We start from the raw sequence: 16,413 nt of genomic DNA, 5'->3' as shown, positions 1-16,413 counted from the left end.
TTAGATCTCCATCCCGAAGTGCTCGCTGAAACGTACATCGCCTTCGATCATGTCGCGCATGTCCCCCACCTCGTTGCGGAACATGAGGGTGCGCTCGATGCCCATGCCGAAGGCAAAACCTGAGTAGACCTCCGGGTCGATGCCGGCGGCGCGCAGGACGTTGGGGTTGACCATGCCGCAGCCTCCCCACTCGATCCAGGCCGGCCCGCCCTTGGCGCCGGGGTGGAAGATGTCCAGTTCGGCGGAGGGTTCGGTGAAGGGGAAGTAGTTGGGGCGCAGCCGGATCTGGGCTTCCTCGCCGAACATCTGGCGGGCGAAGTGCTCCAGGGTGCCGCGCATGTCCGCCATGCTGAGGTTCTTGTCGATGGCCAGGCCCTCGAACTGGTGGAAGACCGGGGTGTGGGTGGCATCGAGTTCGTCGGTGCGGAACACCTTGCCGGGGCACAGCACGTAGATGGGCACCTCGCGTTCCAGCATGGAGCGGACCTGCACCGGGGAGGTGTGGGTGCGCATGAGCAGGTGGGCTTCGGGGGGCTCCACGAAGAAGGTGTCCTGCATTTCGCGGGCGGGGTGGTCGGGCTTGAAGTTCAGGGCGTCGAAGTTGAACCACTCCGATTCCACTTCGGGGCCTTCGGCGATTTCCCAGCCCATGCCCACGAAGATGTCCGCCACGCGGTCCTGCAGCGTGGACAGGGGATGGCGGGCGCCGGCGCGGCGGCGGCGGGGCGCGGCGGTGACGTCAACGGTTTCCTCGAGGAGGATCCGCGCGTCGTTTTCGGCCTCCAGGACGGCGGTGCGGTCCGCGAGCGCCTTGTTGACCCGGCCGCGCGAGGCGCCCATCAGCTTCCCGGCGAGCGCCTTCTGCTCCTTGGGCAGCCGGCCGATCTCGCGGTTGGCCAGGCTCAGCGGCGACTTTTCACCGGTATGGGCAAGCCTCACCGCCTTCAGCTCGTCAAGGGTGGCCGCACCGTCGATGGCGGTGAGGGCCTGGTCTACAGCGGCGTTGATGGCGGCCTCATCCGTGGGGTTCGGGATGGCGGCGCCCGGCAAAGTTTCAGTCATCTACTGTTCTTAGCTACGAGTTGTGGCTGCCGGCGGGCGGGGCGGCCACGCGCGGTTTCCCACGCTGCACGTCCGTCGCTGGCAGGTCATGGATGAATGCCCTGAACGTCAGTTCATTCAATGACCAGGTCAGGGCTCGCCGGCAGGACCGGCGGCCACTGCCCTCCAGTCTAGTTGAAGCCTCCGGCTACCATGGCCTCATGACTTTGCGGCAGAGCCCGGGTTCCCGGTCTCGGACGACGACGGCCCGGCGGCTCAGGCAGGCGGCGAACCTGCTGAACGGGAGCACCGTGGCGGGGCTCGCCGTCGCCCTCGCCGCCCGCACCCGGATCAGCCGCGGCCCCCGCGGGCTGGTGATCGCCGCCGGTTACCGCTGGCCCCTGCCCTTCGCCCAGGCCTACACGCTGGGCAACGTGGTGTTGTGCCGCGGCACGGCCGAAGAGCTCCTGTCCCGGCCGGCCCTGCTTGGCCACGAGGAGAAGCACTGCAGCCAGTACGCGTTGTGCCTGGGCCTGCCTTTCATTCCGCTGTACCTCGCGGCGGCAGGCTGGTCCGTCCTTCGCAGCGGGAATCCGGGGACCGCGAACTTTTTCGAACGCCGCGCGGGCCTTGCCGCGGGCGGCTACCCTGTTCATCCGGGAAGGCGGGCGTGATGCGCGATGCCGAAGGAACGCCCGGGACAGTCACCGTCACCGGTACGGGCTGGGCCGAGGCGCCGCCCGATGTGATGCTGGTGGCGATGGGCGTGGAATGTCGCGCCGAATCGGTTGAGGACGCATATTCGGCGGCCGGAACCAGCTTGGCGGCCATGACCGCCCTTCTCCGCAGCCGGGGCGTGGCGGGGGCGGACATCCGCACCGCGGCCCTCACCGTCCGGGCCGACGTCGCCTGGCGGGAGGGCGAAGGCCAACGGGTGGTGGGGTACGTCGCTGCCAGCAGCCTCTCAGTCAGGCTGCGCGGGATCGCCCTGGCCCCGGGCATCGTGTCCGAAGCCGTACGCGCCGCCGGGGATGCGGCCCGTTTGAACAGCCTGCAGCTCACGGTTTCCGATGAATCCGCCGTCCGGGCGCAGGCCAGGGATGCCGCCTGGCAGGATGCGCGGCGCACGGCGGAACAGTACGCCGCCCTGGCCTCAGCCACCCTGGGCCGGGTGGTGTCGGCGACCGAACTGCGGACCGCCCCCGGACCGGTTCCCCTCGGCGGGATGCAGCGGGCGGCAGCGGTGGAGAGCCTGCCGGTGGAGCCGGGCGAAAACCGGGTGGACGCCGGCGTCACCGTGGTGTGGGAACTGCTGTACTAGCCGGCCCGCTGCCGCGGCGGCCTTGACTTCTATTCGAACATGTTTTCGAATGGACACCATGAGATGGGATGCACAAGCCCTGGTCCAGGCTCCCGCTAGGGCAGAGACTGCCGCCGCAGCCCTGCTTCCGCTGTCCGGGCTGGTGCGTTCGGTGACCACGCCCGAGTTCGCCGGCATCACCTTCCACGAGGTCACTGCAAAATCAGTGCTCAACAAGGTACCGGCGGGCTCGCGGATGCCCTTCGAGTGGACGGTCAACCCGTACCGCGGCTGCAGCCACGCGTGCGTCTACTGTTTCGCGCGCAAGAGCCACACCTACCTGGATTTCGACGCCGGGCTGGACTTCGACAGCCAGGTGGTGGTGAAGGTCAACGCGGCCGAAGTGCTCCGGAAGGAACTGGCCAGGACGTCGTGGACCCGCCAGCAGGTGGCGCTGGGCACCAACACCGACCCGTACCAGCGAGCTGAGGGAAGGTACCGGCTGATGCCGGGCATCATCTCGGCCCTGGCCGATTCCGGCACCCCCCTATCCATCCTGACCAAGGGGACCCTGCTGGCGCGTGACATCCCGCTGCTCAAAAGCGCCGCCACCCAGGTACCGGTGGGGCTCGGAATTTCGCTTGCCACGACCGACGAAGCCCTCTCGGAGGCCGTCGAACCCGGTACACCGGGGCCACGGGCCAGGCTCAAACTGGTCACGCGGCTGCGCGAGGCCGGCCTTCCCTGCGGTGTCATGGCCATGCCCATCCTGCCGTGGCTTTCGGACAGCGACGAAGCATTGGATGCGCTCTTCGGTTCGCTGGCCGCCGCCGGCGCCACCGGTGTCACCGCGGGCGCCCTCTACCTGAAGCCGGGCACCCGCGAGTGGTTCATGAAGTGGATCGCCGCACACCACCCGGAACTGGCAGGCCGCTACCGCCGGCTGTACGGGTCGGGCTCCTATGCGTCGAAGGAGTACCGGAGCTGGCTGGCCGGCAAGGTCCGCTACTTCAAGGCGCGCCACGGCTTCACGCATTCCTCCGGCTTCAGCCACCGGGACCTGGACGATCCCCGCGGCGAAGAAGCGCAGTACCCCGCCGGTGTCATTCCCGATCCGGTCCGGGGCGGCTCCGGTGCTGCTTCAGCGGCAGGCGCGACGGCTGTGCAGGACTCCCTGTTCTAGCGGCCCTGGCTTACCGGGCGGCGTCAGCGGGACCCGTCCATCGGGGCGCCCACGGCGTCCAGCAGCGCCTCGACAATCGGGTAGTCGGCCGGGATCCAGGGCAGGCCGAGGACCGCGCCGCCGTCCTTCAGATCCACCCACCGCAGTTCATCATGGTCTTCGAGGGGCAGCGGCTCACCCCCGGTGATCTCCGCAAACCACACGCGCATGCTGGCCCGTTCGTTCAGCGGCCAGCCGGCGCCGGTCCCGGAGGGCAGCTCCGGCCCCAGCCTGGCACCGATGCCGAGCTCCTCCGCGAGCTCGCGGACCAGGGCGGCCTCGGGTTCCTCGCCCGGCTCCACCTTTCCGCCGGGAAACTCCCACAGCCCCGCCAGATGTTCCGGCGCGCTCCGCCTGGCCACCAGCAGGGCCGCCGGCTCCGCCAGGTTGTCCACCACGGCTCCGCCCACCACCTGTATCAGTCCAGTCACCGCCCCATTGTATGGGCGACAATGGAACGTCCCGGGACACCACCTCGCCGGCAACAGATTTTGCCTGCAGGGCTGCCAGCGTGCCCGGACCTTCTGCCCCACTGCCGTGGCAGCCGCCCCGTTTCCAGTTCCAGCAGTCGAAAAGCAGGCATATGAGCAGCGTCCTCCAATCATCCACGGCAGCATCCACCAAGACCCCCGGCGTCGGCATGGCCATCTTCGCCCTCGCCATGGGTGGCGTGGGCATCGGCGTCACCGAATTCACCATGATGGGCCTGCTGAAGGAAGTGGAGCAGGGACTGGCCATCAGCACCCCCGAAGCCGGGCACCTGATCTCCGCCTACGCGCTGGGGGTGGTGGTCGGCGCTCCCCTGCTGGCTGCCGTCGGCGCGAAACTGCCGCGCAAGCGCCTGGCCCTGGGGCTGCTGCTCTTCTTCACGCTTGCGAACCTCAGCTCGTTCGCAGCACCCGACTACGGCACGATGCTTGCCTCGCGTTTCGCCGCCGGCCTGCCGCACGGCGCGTTCTTCGGCGTGGCCGCGGTGATCGCCGCGTCCCTGGTCCCACCCACGCGGCGCGGCTGGGCCATCTCCATGGTGATGGCCGGCCTCAGTGTCTCCAACGTCGTGGGGGTTCCGTTCGCCACATGGCTGGGCCAGACGTACGGCTGGCGTCTCTTGTTTGTCCTCGTCGGAACGATCGGCCTGCTGGCCATGGTGCTGGTGTGGCGGTTCGTGCCGTTCCACCAGGCGCACCCCGATGCGAGCATCAGGCGCGAACTCGGGGCGCTCAAACGCCTGCAGGTCTGGCTGGCCCTGCTGGTCGGCATCGTGGGCTTCGGCGGCTTCTTCGCCACGTACACCTACATCGCCCACACCATGACGGTGGTCGCGGGCATCCCGTCGGCGCTGATTCCGCTGGTGGTGGCGCTGTACGGGCTGGGCATGGTGGCCGGCAACATCGTTGGCGGCCGGCTGGCGGACAAGTCAGTAATGGGAACGCTGTACCGCGTCCTTCCTGCCATCGCCCTGGCCCTGGTGGCCTACGCCGTGGCAGCGCATTGGGCCTGGAGCGCGTTCACCATGGTGTTCGTCGTGGGGGCGGCCGGGTCCATGCTCGTCCCGGCACTGCAGACCCGGCTGCTGGACGCCTCGCCGGACGCGCCCTCGCTGGCATCGTCACTGAACCACGCCGCGCTCAACGTCGCCAACGCCCTGGGCGCCTTCCTCGGCGGCATCGTGATTTCCCTCGGGTGGGGATTTGTCGCCCCCGCGCTGGTAGGTGCCGTTCTGGCCATCCTGGGCTTCGGCGTCGCGCTTCTGAGCGGACTGCTGGAACGCAAAAAGCCGCTGGCCGCCTGACCGCCCCGCTTTCCGGGGACTGGATTCGGCGGCCAACGGCCTCGACGCTAGCGTTGCGGTTCCCCTAAGCGCGGGGAGCGGCGACGGCGGGTTCCTGCCCCGCGCCGTCGGCGGCGGTACGGTGCAGGTCGGGCTCGAGGTAGATGACCCGGGCGATGGGGACTGCGGCGCGGATCCGCTCTTCTGTGCCGTCGATGGCCCGGGCGATCTCCTCGCCCGTGGCCGTCCTGCTGACGGCGATCTTGGCCGCCACCAGCAGTTCCTCGGGCCCAAGGTGCAGGGTCTTCAGGTGGATGATCCGGCCCCCGTCGGATTCGATGGCGCCCCTGATCCGCAGGACGTCTTCCCTCGTGGCGGACTCGCCCAGCAGCAGCGACTTGGTCTCCAGGGCCAGGACCACGGCAATGGCCACCAGCAGGAGGCCGATCATGGCGGTGCCGGCGGCATCCCACACGCCATTGCCCGTCAGCAGCGTCAGGCCCACGCCGATGAGCGCGAACACCAGGCCAAGCAGGGCGCCGAAGTCTTCGAGCAGGATCACGGGGAGCTCGGGCTGCTTGGCGCTGCGGACGAACTTTACCCACGACTGCTGGCCGCGGGAGTGGTTGGATTCGATGATTGCCGTCCGGAACGAAAAGGACTCGGCGATAATGGCGCCCACCAGCACGGCCAGCGGAACCCACCAGAAGCCGCCCTCGATGCCGTGCGGGTGCTGGAACTTCTCCCATGCCTCGAAGAGGGCGAACAGGCCACCGACGCTGAACAGCACGATCGACACGATGAAGGCATAGATGTAACGCTCACGGCCGTAGCCGAAAGGGTGTTCCGGGGTGGCTGCCCGTTGGGCCCTCTTGCCGCCGAGCAGGAGCAGCAGCTGGTTGCCGGAGTCAGCCAGGCTGTGGATGGCTTCAGCCAGCATGGACGAGGACAGCGTCAGGAAGTATGCCAGGAATTTCATGACCGCAATGGTCAGGTTCGCGGCCAGAGCCGCAACAATCGCTTTGGTACCGCCACTTGCAGCCACCTGGGCTTCACCTCTTCACGGGTATACGGAAACAGTCGTCAACATGCGGGACCGATGCCGGCCCGCCCCATGAATACCGTACCCGCAGCGGCCACGCCATGCAGCAGCACAGCCGCGCGGCTACTGACTTTGCGGGGTGCTTATGTTAGCTTGAGGCTCATCGGGAGTATTAGTCCCGGTGATTATAAGGAGGAGACATGGGTTTTCTTGCTTGGATCATTTTGGGCCTGATCGTTGGGGCCATCGTTAAGGCCGTTATGCCCGGACGGGTAGGCGGCGGCTGGGTCACCAGCCTCATCCTTGGTGTTGTCGGAGCCATTGTTGGCGGCTGGATTGGCAGCCTCCTGTTCAACAAGGGCGATCTCGCCTTCTTCGACCTCGGCACCTGGATTCTCGCTATCGTCGGCGGCCTCGTTGTTGCCGGCATCTACGGAGCCGTTACCGGGCGTGGGAAGGCTACCCGCGCGCCCTGACCGCTCCGTCATCCAGTAACCAGTGGGCCCCGGAGTTTCCGGGGCCTTTCTTTGTGCCGGGGACTAAGCCTGTCCCGCGGTGGCCACGGCACGGCGCTGGGCCCGGGCACTGGCGTAGAGGCACACGGTGGCGGCAGTGCCCAGGTTCAGGCTTTCCGCGGCTCCGTAGACCGGCACGGCCACTCGGTGGTCAGCAAGCTCCAGCTCCTCCACGGACAGGCCCTGCGCCTCGTTGCCGAAGAACCACGCCGTGGGAGCGCCGAGGTCGTAGGCTGACCCGGGCCCCGTGCCCGTGAGCCGCCGCCGCGCGTTCTCGTCCTGCAGCACGTCAAGGTCCAGCTGGCCGTAACCGTCCGCTGCGAGGACGCCAATGCCGCGCGCGGTGCATGCCGCGGCCAGTTCAGCGGGGTCGGCGGCGAGGACAACAGGCAGGTGGAACAGCGAGCCGGCGGTGGAGCGGACGGCCTTGGGGTTGTAAATGTCCACGCTGGAGCTGGTGAAGACAACGGCGTCGGCACCGGCGGAGTCGGCAGCACGCAGCACCGTTCCTGCGTTGCCGGGGTCCCGGACCTGGCAGAGTACGGCGATCAGCCGGGGGCCGGCGTCGAGCACGTCCGCCAGCGCCACGTCCACGAAACGGCACACCGCGACGATCCCCTGCGGGTTGACCGTGTCTGCCATGGCAGCCAGGACCTCGTCCGTGGCCAGCCGGGCGTTTGTCCCCGCTGCGAGCTCCTCGAACTCCGGGAACCGGTCCAGGCACGCTTCACTGGCGTACACGTCAGTGACCACGCCGGGGGCTCCTTCGGCGAGGCGCTGCTGGTGGAGTTTGAGGGCCTCCCGGACCGCCTGCGGCCCTTCGGCGAGGAACTGGCCACGCTTTAAACGGGCCGGGCGCCCGGCAAGCTTTGCCACGTCCCTGACCCGATCGGCTCGGGGGTTGGACAGTGGTAAATCTTGCGGGCGCCCGGTTTCGTTCATATAAGAACTGTAGTAGCTGCTGCCACCAGTTCCTGAACGGGGCCCTTCGCGAAAGGGCGGTTGGCTGCTGCTAGGCTGCGGCGACCTTCTTGGCGGAGGTGTCTGCCGGGAGGGAATCCTTGGCAACCTGGACCAGCGCGGCGAAAGCGTTGGCGTCGGAGACGGCGAGTTCGGCCAGCATGCGGCGGTCAACCTCAACCTCAGCGGCCTTCAGGCCCTGGATGAGGCGGTTGTAGGTGAGGCCGTTGGCGCGGGAAGCAGCGTTGATGCGCTGGATCCACAGGCGGCGGAAGTCGCCCTTCTTCTTCTTGCGGTCACCGTAGCTGTACACAAACGAGTGCAGCAGCTGCTCTTTGGCCTTGCGGTACAGGCGCGAACGCTGCCCGCGGTAACCCTTTGCGCGTTCAAGAACAACCCGGCGCTTCTTGTGGGCGTTGACCGCCCTCTTCACACGTGCCACGTGCGTACTCCTTCGAAAATCTGATCCCAAGCATCTACTGCCGGTGTTCCGGCGGCCTGAGAAGGCTGTTTGGCAGGTGACGGACCGCCGGTCGGCGGCCAGTCAAAGAACTTGGAAATTAGATGCCGAGCATCTTCCTGATGACCTTGGCGTCGCCCTTGAAGACGATCTTGTCGCCGGCAAGGCGGCGGGTCAGGCGGGTGGACTTGTGCTCCAGGTAGTGGCGGCGGTTGGCCTGCTGGCGGCGCAGCTTGCCGCTGCCGGTCAGCTTGAAGCGCTTCTTAGCACCACTGTGGGTCTTCATCTTCGGCATGGGAACCGATCTCCTTACGTTTCTGCGGGCCCGTGGGCTGGCAGTTCTATCGCGCAGCGGCTCTTGCGGGCCGCATGCTGGTTGCTGACTGCCGGGGGGAAAGAACCTCCGGCAGCTGTGGACTAGTTGGTCTTCTTACCGGCCGGCTTCGGCACTGCCTTGGGGGCAGGGCGCGCAGCAGGCTTGGGCGCGGCAGGCCTGGCCACCGGCTTCGGCGGAGCAGGCACGGCGGCCGGCTTCGGTGCCGACGCTGCAGGTGCGGCGGCTTCCGGCTTGGGAGCTGCAGCAGGCTTTGCTGCCGGTGCGGGCGCCTTGGGGGCTTCCCGCTTCGGAGCTTCGGCGGCCTTGGGGGCTTCCTGCTTCGGAGCTTCCGTGGCCTTGGGGGCTTCCTGCTTCGGAGCTTCGGCGGCCTGTGCTTCAGCTGCGGGCGCTGCGGCAGCAGGTGCCTCGGCGGCAGCTGCCTCCGGTTCGGTCGAAACGGTGAAGCCCTCCGGCAGGAGGTCCGCCAGTGACTGCGTCATGGGGGTCTGGTCCTTGCCGGACGTGTCGACGCGTCCTGCGGCCTTGGCTTCGTTCTGTGCCTTGGCTTCGGCCCGCTGCGTGGCGCGGCGTGCTTCGGCTTTGGCTTCAGCCTTGTTCTTCAGGGGTCCGACCACCATGACCATGTTGCGGCCATCGATGCGGGGGCTGGATTCCACCACGCCGACTTCGGCGACGTCGTCTGCGAAGCGCTGGAGCAGGCGGATGCCCATTTCCGGACGCTGCTGTTCGCGGCCACGGAACTGGATCATGGCCTTGACCTTGTCCCCGGCGCCGAGGAAGCGCAGGGCGTGGCCGCGCTTGGTCTCGTAGTCGTGGGTGTCGATCTTCAGGCGGAAGCGGATCTCCTTCAGAACGGTGTTCGTCTGGTTCTTCCGGGCTTCACGTGCCTTGACCGCGGCCTCGTACTTGTACTTGCCGAAGTCCATCAGCTTGCACACCGGAGGCTTCGCCTGAGGTGCAACTTCAACGAGATCCAGGTCGGACTCGGCAGCCAGGCGCAGGGCATCCTCAATGCGGACGATTCCTACCTGTTCACCTGCAGGGCCGACCAGCCGCACCTCGGGGACGCGGATACGCTCATTGATTCTTGGCTCGCTAATGTTAAAGCTCCTGTGTTTGTTGTTGTTTTCCGGCAAATAGAGAAGGCCCCCAATTGCCGGAGCAATCGAAGGCCTCGATAGGTGTGGTGGCGCCACCCATTACTGGATGCACCTGCATGGTTCCGGAACACGTCCGGCCCATGGCCCAACCTGGTACCCGGCAACCTTGGGTCCATGAACGGTTCCGGGGGGAACCTTCAGGACAACGGCCGACGCGGGTGGGAGAGAACTCCGCTTGCAAACTGCATGCCATTCTACAGAAAAAATTCCCGCCAACGCCGCGAAGCGCTGCTGGGAACCTGATTGTTCGGGACAATCCCTGAAATAACGACATCCAGTCGGTCTGTGTCAAGCTTACCAGTATGAGCACCCCAGACAGTAATTCATACGTTTTCGAGCCCGCCGGGGAAGGAGCCGGCGCCCCCGACGTCTCCGCGCAGGTCCGCGACATCGCCGAAGTTCCCGCCATCGAGGTCATCACCACCGCCGCGGTGCATCTGATGAGCGCCGCCGCCGTCAAGCTTGGACTCGCCGCCGAGGACAACGCGGCCGAACTGAAGGACCTTGACGAAGCGCGGAAGCTGATCACCGCCCTGGCCGGCCTGGTCACGGCGGCGGCGCCCGAAATCGGTTCGCAGCACGCCGGGCCCTTGCGCGACGGCCTGCGGTCCCTGCAGCTGGCCTTCCGCGAAGAGTCCCTGATTCCGGATGCGCCCGGCAAGGGCCCCGGCGAAAAGTTCACCGGGGCTGTCAACTAGCGCAGGACTCCCCCTGCCACGCGCGACGGCGGGACGGCCTTTGGAGGCCGTCCCGCCGTCGTCGTTTCACCGGCAATCAGGGAGCAGCCGGCGGACGGAGTGCCATCCCGCGCCGCCGCTGGAGGATCAGGCCCACGAGGCACAGCGCCACCCCGGCCACCCCCACGGAGACAAACCCTCCGGAGGGCCCCATCACGTCGATGAAGACGCCGGCCAGCGGTGACCCCAGTGCCACTCCTGCGGTCAGGGCGGAGCCGTACCACCCCATGGCTTCTCCGCGGCGCTCCTCCGGCACCAGGTCCGCCACCTTTTCGGACGCGGCGGAGAGCACCGGGGCGCAGAGGATCCCGGGCAGCAGCGAGACGAAGGCCAGCGTCCAGGTGTCGTGGGCGAACGCCATGGGCACTGTCAGCGCGGCCATGCCCAGGAGCAGGACGACGGGCGGGACGGGCCGGTGCATGGCCCCGTAGATCAGGCCGCCCACGACCGAAGCCGCACACCAGAAAAGGAACACGACGCCGATTTCGCCCTGGTGCCCGCCGCGTTCCAGGGCTGCCACGATGCCCACGTCCGTTCCGCTGAGGACCATGCCGGCGCCCGCCGCCACGGCGAACAGGGCGGCCACCGTTGTTGTGAACCAGGCGAAGTTGCCGGCCACCCTGGCCTGCAGCCCGGCCGAAGCGGCAGCCCCTGCCGGCACCAGTTCGGCGGCAGCCTCCTGCACGTGGGCGGGGGCGGCGGATACGACGGCAGCTTCGGCAGCGTGGCGCTGGTCGTCCAGGCGCTCCCGGGTTTCCTGCGGGCTGCGGGTGGGCGGGTTGAACCACATCAGGAAAAGACCGGCCACGGACGTGCAGACGCCTACCACCGTCAGGCCCGCGACAGTGAAGCCGCCGGTGGCCACCACCGCACCAACGGCGGGACCGATCATGAACACGACCTCGGTGCTGATGGCATCCAGTGCGAACGCGGTGCGGCGCTGTTCGCCGTCGGCCAGCACTCCCAGGGACTGGCGCACCACGCTGAAGATGGGCAGCGTCAGCAGGCCGCCCACGAAGACCAGGGGAAGCAGCCATTGGTAGGACACGTGCGGCACTACCGACCAGATGACGGTTTCCGAGACCACGGAAGGAATCAACGCAGTGCGCAGGCCGGCGGTGTCGACGCGGCGGCCGCGCCAGGGCGCCCCCAGGGCGATGCCGATCGTCATGACGGCGGCGGCTGCACCCGCCGCGGCATAGCCTTCGCCCAGGGTAAGGACGATGTGCAGGGTGAGCAGCACGCCCGCCGCCGAGTGCGGGATCCGGGCAACCATGCCCACCAGCAGCAACCGCCGGATGGGGCGGACGGCGAGCAGCTCCCGGTAGAGGGCGAAATTCACGAAGCGATCCTTCAGGTATGCCGCAGCCTGCCCGGGGATCACCCTCAGGCTGGAGCTAGTGGAGAGCGCGCCTCAGTTTGATGTCCAGCGAGTCGACGCGCTCTCCAAACAATACATTCCGCGACCACTCCGCCTGGAGCCGGGCCACCAGGTCCTGCACCCCGGCCGCATCCAGTCCGTCCTCGAGGTAGAGCACCACCTGCAGCTCGGGCCCGGTGCCGCCGCCCTGGACCACTGAACCGTCGGCCGCGAGGGCCGCTACTCCCCCGCCGGGCTGAAGCTCAATGCCACGGACGGCCGCAAAACCCCGGGCTCCGCGGCCCATCTCACCGGCCAGCTCAGGATCCTGGTAGGACGGGGTCCACTGCTGCTGCTTGGCCAGCGCCCAGACGGCGGGGCGGCGCACCACGAACGTCACGTCGGCACCCGGGTCCAGGACCAGGAGCTCGGCGCCTTCCGCCACTGCCGACAGGGCCGCCCGGGCCGCGTACACAGCAACCGGGCGGGCGTCCGGATGCCAGGCGGCGAGGGCTGCGGCAGAGGTGAATGCGGGAAGGGCGGTCCGCCCATCGGCGGCGCGGAGCGTGACAAGTGCCATGTCCGCCTGCTTGTCGGCGTGCAGGCCGTGGGCGGTGTCCGCTTCCTCGGCAAGCTGGGCCACGATCGGGATGAACACCCGGGCTGTTGCCAGGGCGGCAACCACGCCAGCCTCCCCGCCGGACCCGTCCCGGAGCGCGGCAACCGCGGCGAGGTAACCGGCGTCGGCCGTTCCGTCGTCGTCCTCGAAATTGTGGATCCGGGCGTCCTCGCCGGCCAGGCTGCGGCCCGCCCACGGCTGGCCCGCTGAATCCGTGGTCCCGCCGGCCCCGGCGAGGGCAGCGGCGATATGTCCCGGCAACTGTCGCGCGGCGGGGCCGGCCTCCCCGGAGCGGGGCAGGTCTTCGGAGTCAGGCATGGCGGCGGTTTCCCCTGCGCCTAGCGGCGGCCGGCGACGTCGAGGGCTTCGGGAAGCGTGAAGGCCCCGGCATAGAGGGCCTTGCCGACAATGGCGCCTTCAACGCCCAGCGGCACCAGTGAACGCAGGACCTTCAGGTCGTCCAGGCTGGAAATACCGCCACTGGCCACGACGGGTTTGCCGGTCTTCTCGACCATCTGGCGCAGGAGCTCGACGTTGGGGCCCTGGAGGGTGCCGTCCTTGGTGACGTCGGTGACCACGTAGCGGGCGCAGCCGGCTTCCTCGAGGCGGTCCAGGACCTCCCAGAGGTCCCCGCCTTCCTTGGTCCAGCCGCGGCCGGCCAGCGTGGTTCCGCGGACGTCGAGGCCGACGGCGATCCTGTCACCGAAGCGGTCGATGGCCCGGCGGGTCCACTCCGGGTTTTCCAGCGCTGCGGTGCCGAGGTTGACCCGGGCAACACCCAGGCCGAGGGCTGCTTCCAGCGTTTCGTCGTCGCGCAGGCCACCGGAGAGCTCGACCTTGATGTCCAGTTGGCCCACCACGTCGCGGAGCAGGTCGGCGTTGGACCCGCGCCCAAACGCGGCGTCCAGGTCCACCAGGTGGACCCATTCGGCACCCTGCTGCTGCCAGTTCAGCGCGGCTTCAAGGGGCGTGCCGTAGCTGGTCTCGCTGCCTGCTTCGCCCTGGACGAGCCGGACGGCCTGGCCGTTGACGACGTCGACGGCGGGCAGCAGTTCAAGTACCGGCAGGTCATGTGCGGTGGTCATACTCATCCTTGGTGTCGGTTCTGTGGAGGCAAACGGGGGCCGGGCGTCAGCCGGCGGGGAGCGTCAGCAGGTACGCGGCGAGCAGCGACATGGCGGCCAGGACGGAGAACGCAACCTGCGTCCACCGCGGCTTGCGCTGCTGCCGGAAGGAGATGGCGCCGCCGATCAGCAGGCCGGCAAGGCCCATCAGCAGGACGGACCACATTCAGGCGTCGCTGCCGGTGCCGGCGGTCCCGCTGGCGGACTGGCCGGCGCCGGGCTTGCGCAGCCCTTCCACCCAGTTGCGCAGGAGCCGGGCGCCGGCATCGCCGGACTTTTCCGGGTGGAACTGGGTGGCGCACAGCGGGCCGTTTTCGACGGCGGCGATGAACGGGGCGCCGTGTTCGGACCAGGTGACCAGGGGCGGTGCCATCCGGGGCTGGATGACGTCGAAATTCCATTCCTGCACGCCGTAGGAGTGTACGAAGTAGAACCGCTCGTTTTCGACGCCGGCAAAGAGCTTGGAGCCTTCGGGGACCGTGACGGTGTTCCAGCCCATGTGCGGCACAACGTCCGCCGGCAGCGCTTCCACTTTTCCGGGCCATTCGCCGATGCCCTCGGCTTCGGTGCCGTGTTCCACGCCTGCTTCGAACAGGACCTGCAGGCCCACGCAGATTCCCAGCACGGGGCGGCCACCGGCTACCCGCCTGCCGATGAGCCGGATCCCGTCCACGGCCTTGAGTTCGCGCATGACGGTCTCGAAGGCGCCCACTCCGGGCACCACGAGGCCGTCGGCATTGAGTACGTCCTCCGGCTTGGCGCTGAGGATCACCTCGGCGCCGGCGCGCTCGAGGGCGCGCACTGCGGACCTGACGTTCCCCGAACCGTAGTCCAGCACCGTCACGGTGGGCTTGCCTTCGGGAGAGGGGAGCTTCTGCGAGGCCGTGGGGTCGACGATGGCGCCGTCCTTAAGGACCTGGCCGCTCACAGCGCACCCTTGGTGGAGGGGATGCCTTCGACGCGGGGGTCGGGTTCGACGGCGGCGCGCAGGGCCCGGGCGAAGGCCTTGAACTGCGCCTCGACGATGTGGTGGGGGTCGCGGCCGGCGAGCACGTTCATGTGCAGGCAGATGCCCGCGTGCAGGGTGATCGCTTCGAAGACGTGCCGGGTCAGGGAACCGGTGAAGTGGCCGCCGATCAGGTGGTACTCCTGGCCAGCGGGTTCGCCGCCGTGCACCAGGTACGGGCGGCCCGAGACGTCGACGACGGCGTGCGCCAGCGCTTCGTCCAGTGGCACGGTGGCCTCGCCGAACCTCCGGATGCCGGCCTTGTTGCCCAGCGCGGTGCGGAGGACTTCACCGAAGGTGATGGCGGTGTCCTCGACGGTGTGGTGCACGTCGATGTGCGTGTCCCCGGTGGCCTTCACGGTCATGTCGATCAGGGAGTGCTTGCACAGCGCCGTGAGCATGTGGTCGTAGAACGGGACCGAGGTGTCGATGTCCGAAACACCGGTTCCGTCGAGGTTGATTTCCACGAGCACGGACGACTCGCTGGTGGCGCGCTCCATGCGGGCTGTCCTGGCCTCGGCGGCGTTCGATCCGGTGGAACTCATGGTGAAGGGTCCTTTTGGGGAGTGGGTGTGGTTCAAGGCGTCCAGCGCCGCCGCTTCAGGCGCCGCTGCATCAAGTCTAGGCGGGAAGCGCGGCCTGGCCCGCAAGGATCCGCTCAAGCGAGGTAAGGAAGGTTGTGGTTTCCGCCTCGGTGCCCGCGGTCACCCGCAGGTGGCCGGGGATCCCGACGTCGCGGATCAGCACGCCGGCATCCAGCAGTTCCTGCCAGACCTGGTGGGGGTTCTCCAGGCCGCCGAAGAAGACGAAGTTGGAGTCTGAGGACGCGGGCGTCAGGCCCATCCGGGTCAGGCCTTCGACGATGCGGTCCCGCTGCTTCTTGATGTCCTCGACCTCGGCCATCAGGGCCTCCCGGTGTTGAAGGGCGGCGAGGGCGGTGGCCTGCGTAATGGCGGAAAGGTGGTACGGCAACCGCACCAGGCGAAGGGCATCGGTGACTTCCGGGGCAGCGGCCATGTAACCGAGCCGGGCACCCGCCAGTGCAAAGGCCTTGCTCATGGTGCGGGAGACGATCAGCCGCTCCCTGCCGGGAAGCAGGGTCAGTGCACTGGGCGTACCCTCGTGGGCGAACTCGTGGTAGGCCTCGTCCACAATGACAATGGTTTGGCTGTCTGTTCCAGCCTCGTAGACGGCCTCGACGACGTCCAGGCCCAGCCCTGTCCCGGTGGGGTTGTTCGGGGAGCACAGGAACACGAGGTTCGGCTGGAGTTCCTTCACCTGGCGGGCCGCTGATTCGGCGCTGAGGTCGTAGTTGCCTGCGCGTTCACCGGTGATGTAGCGGGTGTCGGTTCCGCTGGCGAGGAGGGGGTACATCGAGTACGTGGGCGGGAAACCCAGGGCCGTGCGTCCGGGGCCGCCGAAGGCCTGGAGGATCTGCTGCAGAACCTCGTTGGAGCCGTTCGCTGCCCACACGTTGGACTTGTCCAGTCCGTGTCCAAGATATTCGGCCAGCGCCTCCCGCAGTTCCGTGAACTCCCGGTCCGGGTAGCGGTTCAGGCCTGCGGCAGCTTCCGCCACGGCGGCGGTGATGGCTGCACGCACATCGGCCGGCACGCCATGGGTGTTCTCGTTGACATTGAGGAGGATGGGGACGTCCAGCTGCGGCGCCCCATAGGGTGTGAGCCCGCGAAGGTTGCTGCGGAGGGGAAGCCGGTTCAGACGTTCTAGCTGGTCGTTCACCTGAACAGTTTAGTGGCCC

At 68.0% G+C, this 16,413-nt stretch carries 20 protein-coding genes; 6 read left to right on the top strand and 14 right to left on the bottom strand.

What is annotated here, in order from left to right; genetic code table 11:
• Positions 1 to 1,062, bottom strand: coding sequence for a phenylalanine--tRNA ligase subunit alpha (pheS, locus tag ACYSM9_RS13190; RefSeq protein WP_461857414.1), 1,062 nt, complete (start codon positions 1,060 to 1,062; stop codon positions 1 to 3).
• Positions 1,063 to 1,262: 200 nt separating this feature from the next.
• Between pheS and ACYSM9_RS13185 the strand changes: the two genes are divergently transcribed.
• The 3 genes from ACYSM9_RS13185 to ACYSM9_RS13175 are packed head-to-tail and all read left to right on the top strand — an operon-like array spanning position 1,263 to position 3,524.
• Positions 1,263 to 1,715 carry a hypothetical protein gene (locus tag ACYSM9_RS13185; protein WP_461857413.1) on the top strand — a complete coding sequence of 151 codons (453 nt, stop codon included), beginning with the start codon at positions 1,263 to 1,265 and terminating at the stop codon, positions 1,713 to 1,715.
• Positions 1,715 to 2,362 (top strand): SIMPL domain-containing protein, encoded by a 648-nt coding sequence (locus ACYSM9_RS13180; protein ID WP_461857412.1) that lies wholly within the window; start codon positions 1,715 to 1,717, stop codon positions 2,360 to 2,362. Before ACYSM9_RS13185 ends, ACYSM9_RS13180 begins: the two co-directional genes overlap by 1 nt.
• A 58-nt stretch (positions 2,363 to 2,420) precedes the next feature.
• Complete coding sequence (locus tag ACYSM9_RS13175; protein WP_461857411.1) at positions 2,421 to 3,524, top strand: Rv2578c family radical SAM protein; 1,104 nt, start codon at positions 2,421 to 2,423, stop codon at positions 3,522 to 3,524.
• Between the two features lie 23 nt (positions 3,525 to 3,547).
• Here ACYSM9_RS13175 and ACYSM9_RS13170 read toward each other — a convergent pair whose 3' ends face one another.
• A complete protein-coding gene (locus ACYSM9_RS13170) occupies positions 3,548 to 3,994 on the bottom strand; it encodes a (deoxy)nucleoside triphosphate pyrophosphohydrolase (RefSeq protein ID WP_461857410.1) in 447 nt (148 codons plus the stop codon).
• Positions 3,995 to 4,146: 152 nt separating this feature from the next.
• Here ACYSM9_RS13170 and ACYSM9_RS13165 point away from each other — a divergent pair, with 152 nt between their 5' ends.
• Positions 4,147 to 5,355, top strand: coding sequence for an MFS transporter (locus ACYSM9_RS13165; protein ID WP_461857409.1), 1,209 nt, complete (start codon positions 4,147 to 4,149; stop codon positions 5,353 to 5,355).
• Positions 5,356 to 5,419: 64 nt separating this feature from the next.
• Here ACYSM9_RS13165 and ACYSM9_RS13160 read toward each other — a convergent pair whose 3' ends face one another.
• The gene (locus tag ACYSM9_RS13160) at positions 5,420 to 6,379 is read right to left on the bottom strand and encodes a cation diffusion facilitator family transporter (protein ID WP_461857408.1); all 960 of its coding nucleotides are present in this window, start codon (positions 6,377 to 6,379) and stop codon (positions 5,420 to 5,422) included.
• Positions 6,380 to 6,576: 197 nt separating this feature from the next.
• Here ACYSM9_RS13160 and ACYSM9_RS13155 point away from each other — a divergent pair, with 197 nt between their 5' ends.
• Positions 6,577 to 6,852: a GlsB/YeaQ/YmgE family stress response membrane protein gene (locus ACYSM9_RS13155; protein WP_141160945.1), complete on the top strand. Its 276-nt coding sequence runs from the start codon at positions 6,577 to 6,579 to the stop codon at positions 6,850 to 6,852.
• Positions 6,853 to 6,915: 63 nt separating this feature from the next.
• On the opposite strand, the gene ACYSM9_RS13150 is transcribed toward ACYSM9_RS13155, so the two are convergent.
• The 4 genes from ACYSM9_RS13150 to infC form a co-directional block, all read right to left on the bottom strand.
• Entirely contained in the window at positions 6,916 to 7,833 is a 918-nt protein-coding gene (locus ACYSM9_RS13150; RefSeq protein ID WP_461857407.1) for a TrmH family RNA methyltransferase, read from the bottom strand.
• A 70-nt stretch (positions 7,834 to 7,903) separates the two neighbouring features.
• On the bottom strand, positions 7,904 to 8,293 hold the full coding sequence (gene rplT, locus ACYSM9_RS13145; RefSeq protein WP_018763610.1) for a 50S ribosomal protein L20: 390 nt from the start codon (positions 8,291 to 8,293) through the stop codon (positions 7,904 to 7,906).
• A gap of 118 nt (positions 8,294 to 8,411) precedes the next feature.
• The gene (rpmI, locus tag ACYSM9_RS13140; protein WP_221384100.1) at positions 8,412 to 8,606 is read right to left on the bottom strand and encodes a 50S ribosomal protein L35; all 195 of its coding nucleotides are present in this window, start codon (positions 8,604 to 8,606) and stop codon (positions 8,412 to 8,414) included.
• A gap of 122 nt (positions 8,607 to 8,728) precedes the next feature.
• On the bottom strand, positions 8,729 to 9,706 hold the full coding sequence (gene infC, locus ACYSM9_RS13135) for a translation initiation factor IF-3 (protein ID WP_461857406.1): 978 nt from the start codon (positions 9,704 to 9,706) through the stop codon (positions 8,729 to 8,731).
• Between the two features lie 404 nt (positions 9,707 to 10,110).
• Between infC and ACYSM9_RS13130 the strand changes: the two genes are divergently transcribed.
• Positions 10,111 to 10,506 carry a DUF1844 domain-containing protein gene (locus ACYSM9_RS13130; RefSeq protein WP_461857405.1) on the top strand — a complete coding sequence of 132 codons (396 nt, stop codon included), beginning with the start codon at positions 10,111 to 10,113 and terminating at the stop codon, positions 10,504 to 10,506.
• 76 nt (positions 10,507 to 10,582) lie between these two features.
• Here ACYSM9_RS13130 and ACYSM9_RS13125 read toward each other — a convergent pair whose 3' ends face one another.
• From ACYSM9_RS13125 to ACYSM9_RS13095, 7 genes are all read right to left on the bottom strand, one after another.
• Entirely contained in the window at positions 10,583 to 11,887 is a 1,305-nt protein-coding gene (locus ACYSM9_RS13125) for an MFS transporter (RefSeq protein WP_461857404.1), read from the bottom strand.
• Positions 11,888 to 11,942: 55 nt separating this feature from the next.
• On the bottom strand, positions 11,943 to 12,842 hold the full coding sequence (locus ACYSM9_RS13120) for an SseB family protein (protein WP_461857403.1): 900 nt from the start codon (positions 12,840 to 12,842) through the stop codon (positions 11,943 to 11,945).
• A gap of 20 nt (positions 12,843 to 12,862) precedes the next feature.
• A complete protein-coding gene (priA, locus tag ACYSM9_RS13115; protein ID WP_461857402.1) occupies positions 12,863 to 13,609 on the bottom strand; it encodes a bifunctional 1-(5-phosphoribosyl)-5-((5-phosphoribosylamino)methylideneamino)imidazole-4-carboxamide isomerase/phosphoribosylanthranilate isomerase PriA in 747 nt (248 codons plus the stop codon).
• A gap of 46 nt (positions 13,610 to 13,655) precedes the next feature.
• Positions 13,656 to 13,814 (bottom strand): hypothetical protein, encoded by a 159-nt coding sequence (locus ACYSM9_RS13110; RefSeq protein ID WP_461857401.1) that lies wholly within the window; start codon positions 13,812 to 13,814, stop codon positions 13,656 to 13,658.
• Positions 13,815 to 14,576 (bottom strand): imidazole glycerol phosphate synthase subunit HisH, encoded by a 762-nt coding sequence (gene hisH / locus ACYSM9_RS13105; RefSeq protein ID WP_461857400.1) that lies wholly within the window; start codon positions 14,574 to 14,576, stop codon positions 13,815 to 13,817.
• Positions 14,573 to 15,199 (bottom strand): imidazoleglycerol-phosphate dehydratase HisB, encoded by a 627-nt coding sequence (gene hisB, locus ACYSM9_RS13100; RefSeq protein ID WP_461857399.1) that lies wholly within the window; start codon positions 15,197 to 15,199, stop codon positions 14,573 to 14,575. Before hisB ends, hisH begins: the two co-directional genes overlap by 4 nt.
• A gap of 76 nt (positions 15,200 to 15,275) precedes the next feature.
• Complete coding sequence (locus ACYSM9_RS13095; protein WP_461857398.1) at positions 15,276 to 16,394, bottom strand: histidinol-phosphate transaminase; 1,119 nt, start codon at positions 16,392 to 16,394, stop codon at positions 15,276 to 15,278.
• Between the last annotated feature and the right edge of the window lie 19 nt (positions 16,395 to 16,413).

Source organism: Arthrobacter sp. C152 (assembly GCF_054890965.1).
This window is presented reverse-complemented; position numbering and strand designations above follow the sequence as displayed.

Excerpts from the sequence above, each read along its gene's own strand:
- pheS (WP_461857414.1), bottom strand. The coding sequence starts at position 1,062 with ATGACTGAAACTTTGCCGGGCGCCGCCATCCCGAACCCCACGGATGAG.
- ACYSM9_RS13185 (WP_461857413.1), top strand. The coding sequence starts at position 1,263 with ATGACTTTGCGGCAGAGCCCGGGTTCCCGGTCTCGGACGACGACGGCC.
- ACYSM9_RS13180 (WP_461857412.1), top strand. The coding sequence starts at position 1,715 with ATGCGCGATGCCGAAGGAACGCCCGGGACAGTCACCGTCACCGGTACG.
- ACYSM9_RS13175 (WP_461857411.1), top strand. The coding sequence starts at position 2,421 with ATGAGATGGGATGCACAAGCCCTGGTCCAGGCTCCCGCTAGGGCAGAG.
- ACYSM9_RS13165 (WP_461857409.1), top strand. The coding sequence starts at position 4,147 with ATGAGCAGCGTCCTCCAATCATCCACGGCAGCATCCACCAAGACCCCC.
- ACYSM9_RS13155 (WP_141160945.1), top strand. The coding sequence starts at position 6,577 with ATGGGTTTTCTTGCTTGGATCATTTTGGGCCTGATCGTTGGGGCCATC.
- ACYSM9_RS13150 (WP_461857407.1), bottom strand. The coding sequence starts at position 7,833 with ATGAACGAAACCGGGCGCCCGCAAGATTTACCACTGTCCAACCCCCGA.
- rpmI (WP_221384100.1), bottom strand. The coding sequence starts at position 8,606 with ATGCCGAAGATGAAGACCCACAGTGGTGCTAAGAAGCGCTTCAAGCTG.
- ACYSM9_RS13130 (WP_461857405.1), top strand. The coding sequence starts at position 10,111 with ATGAGCACCCCAGACAGTAATTCATACGTTTTCGAGCCCGCCGGGGAA.
- ACYSM9_RS13120 (WP_461857403.1), bottom strand. The coding sequence starts at position 12,842 with ATGCCTGACTCCGAAGACCTGCCCCGCTCCGGGGAGGCCGGCCCCGCC.
- priA (WP_461857402.1), bottom strand. The coding sequence starts at position 13,609 with ATGACCACCGCACATGACCTGCCGGTACTTGAACTGCTGCCCGCCGTC.
- ACYSM9_RS13110 (WP_461857401.1), bottom strand. The coding sequence starts at position 13,814 with ATGTGGTCCGTCCTGCTGATGGGCCTTGCCGGCCTGCTGATCGGCGGC.
- hisB (WP_461857399.1), bottom strand. The coding sequence starts at position 15,199 with ATGAGTTCCACCGGATCGAACGCCGCCGAGGCCAGGACAGCCCGCATG.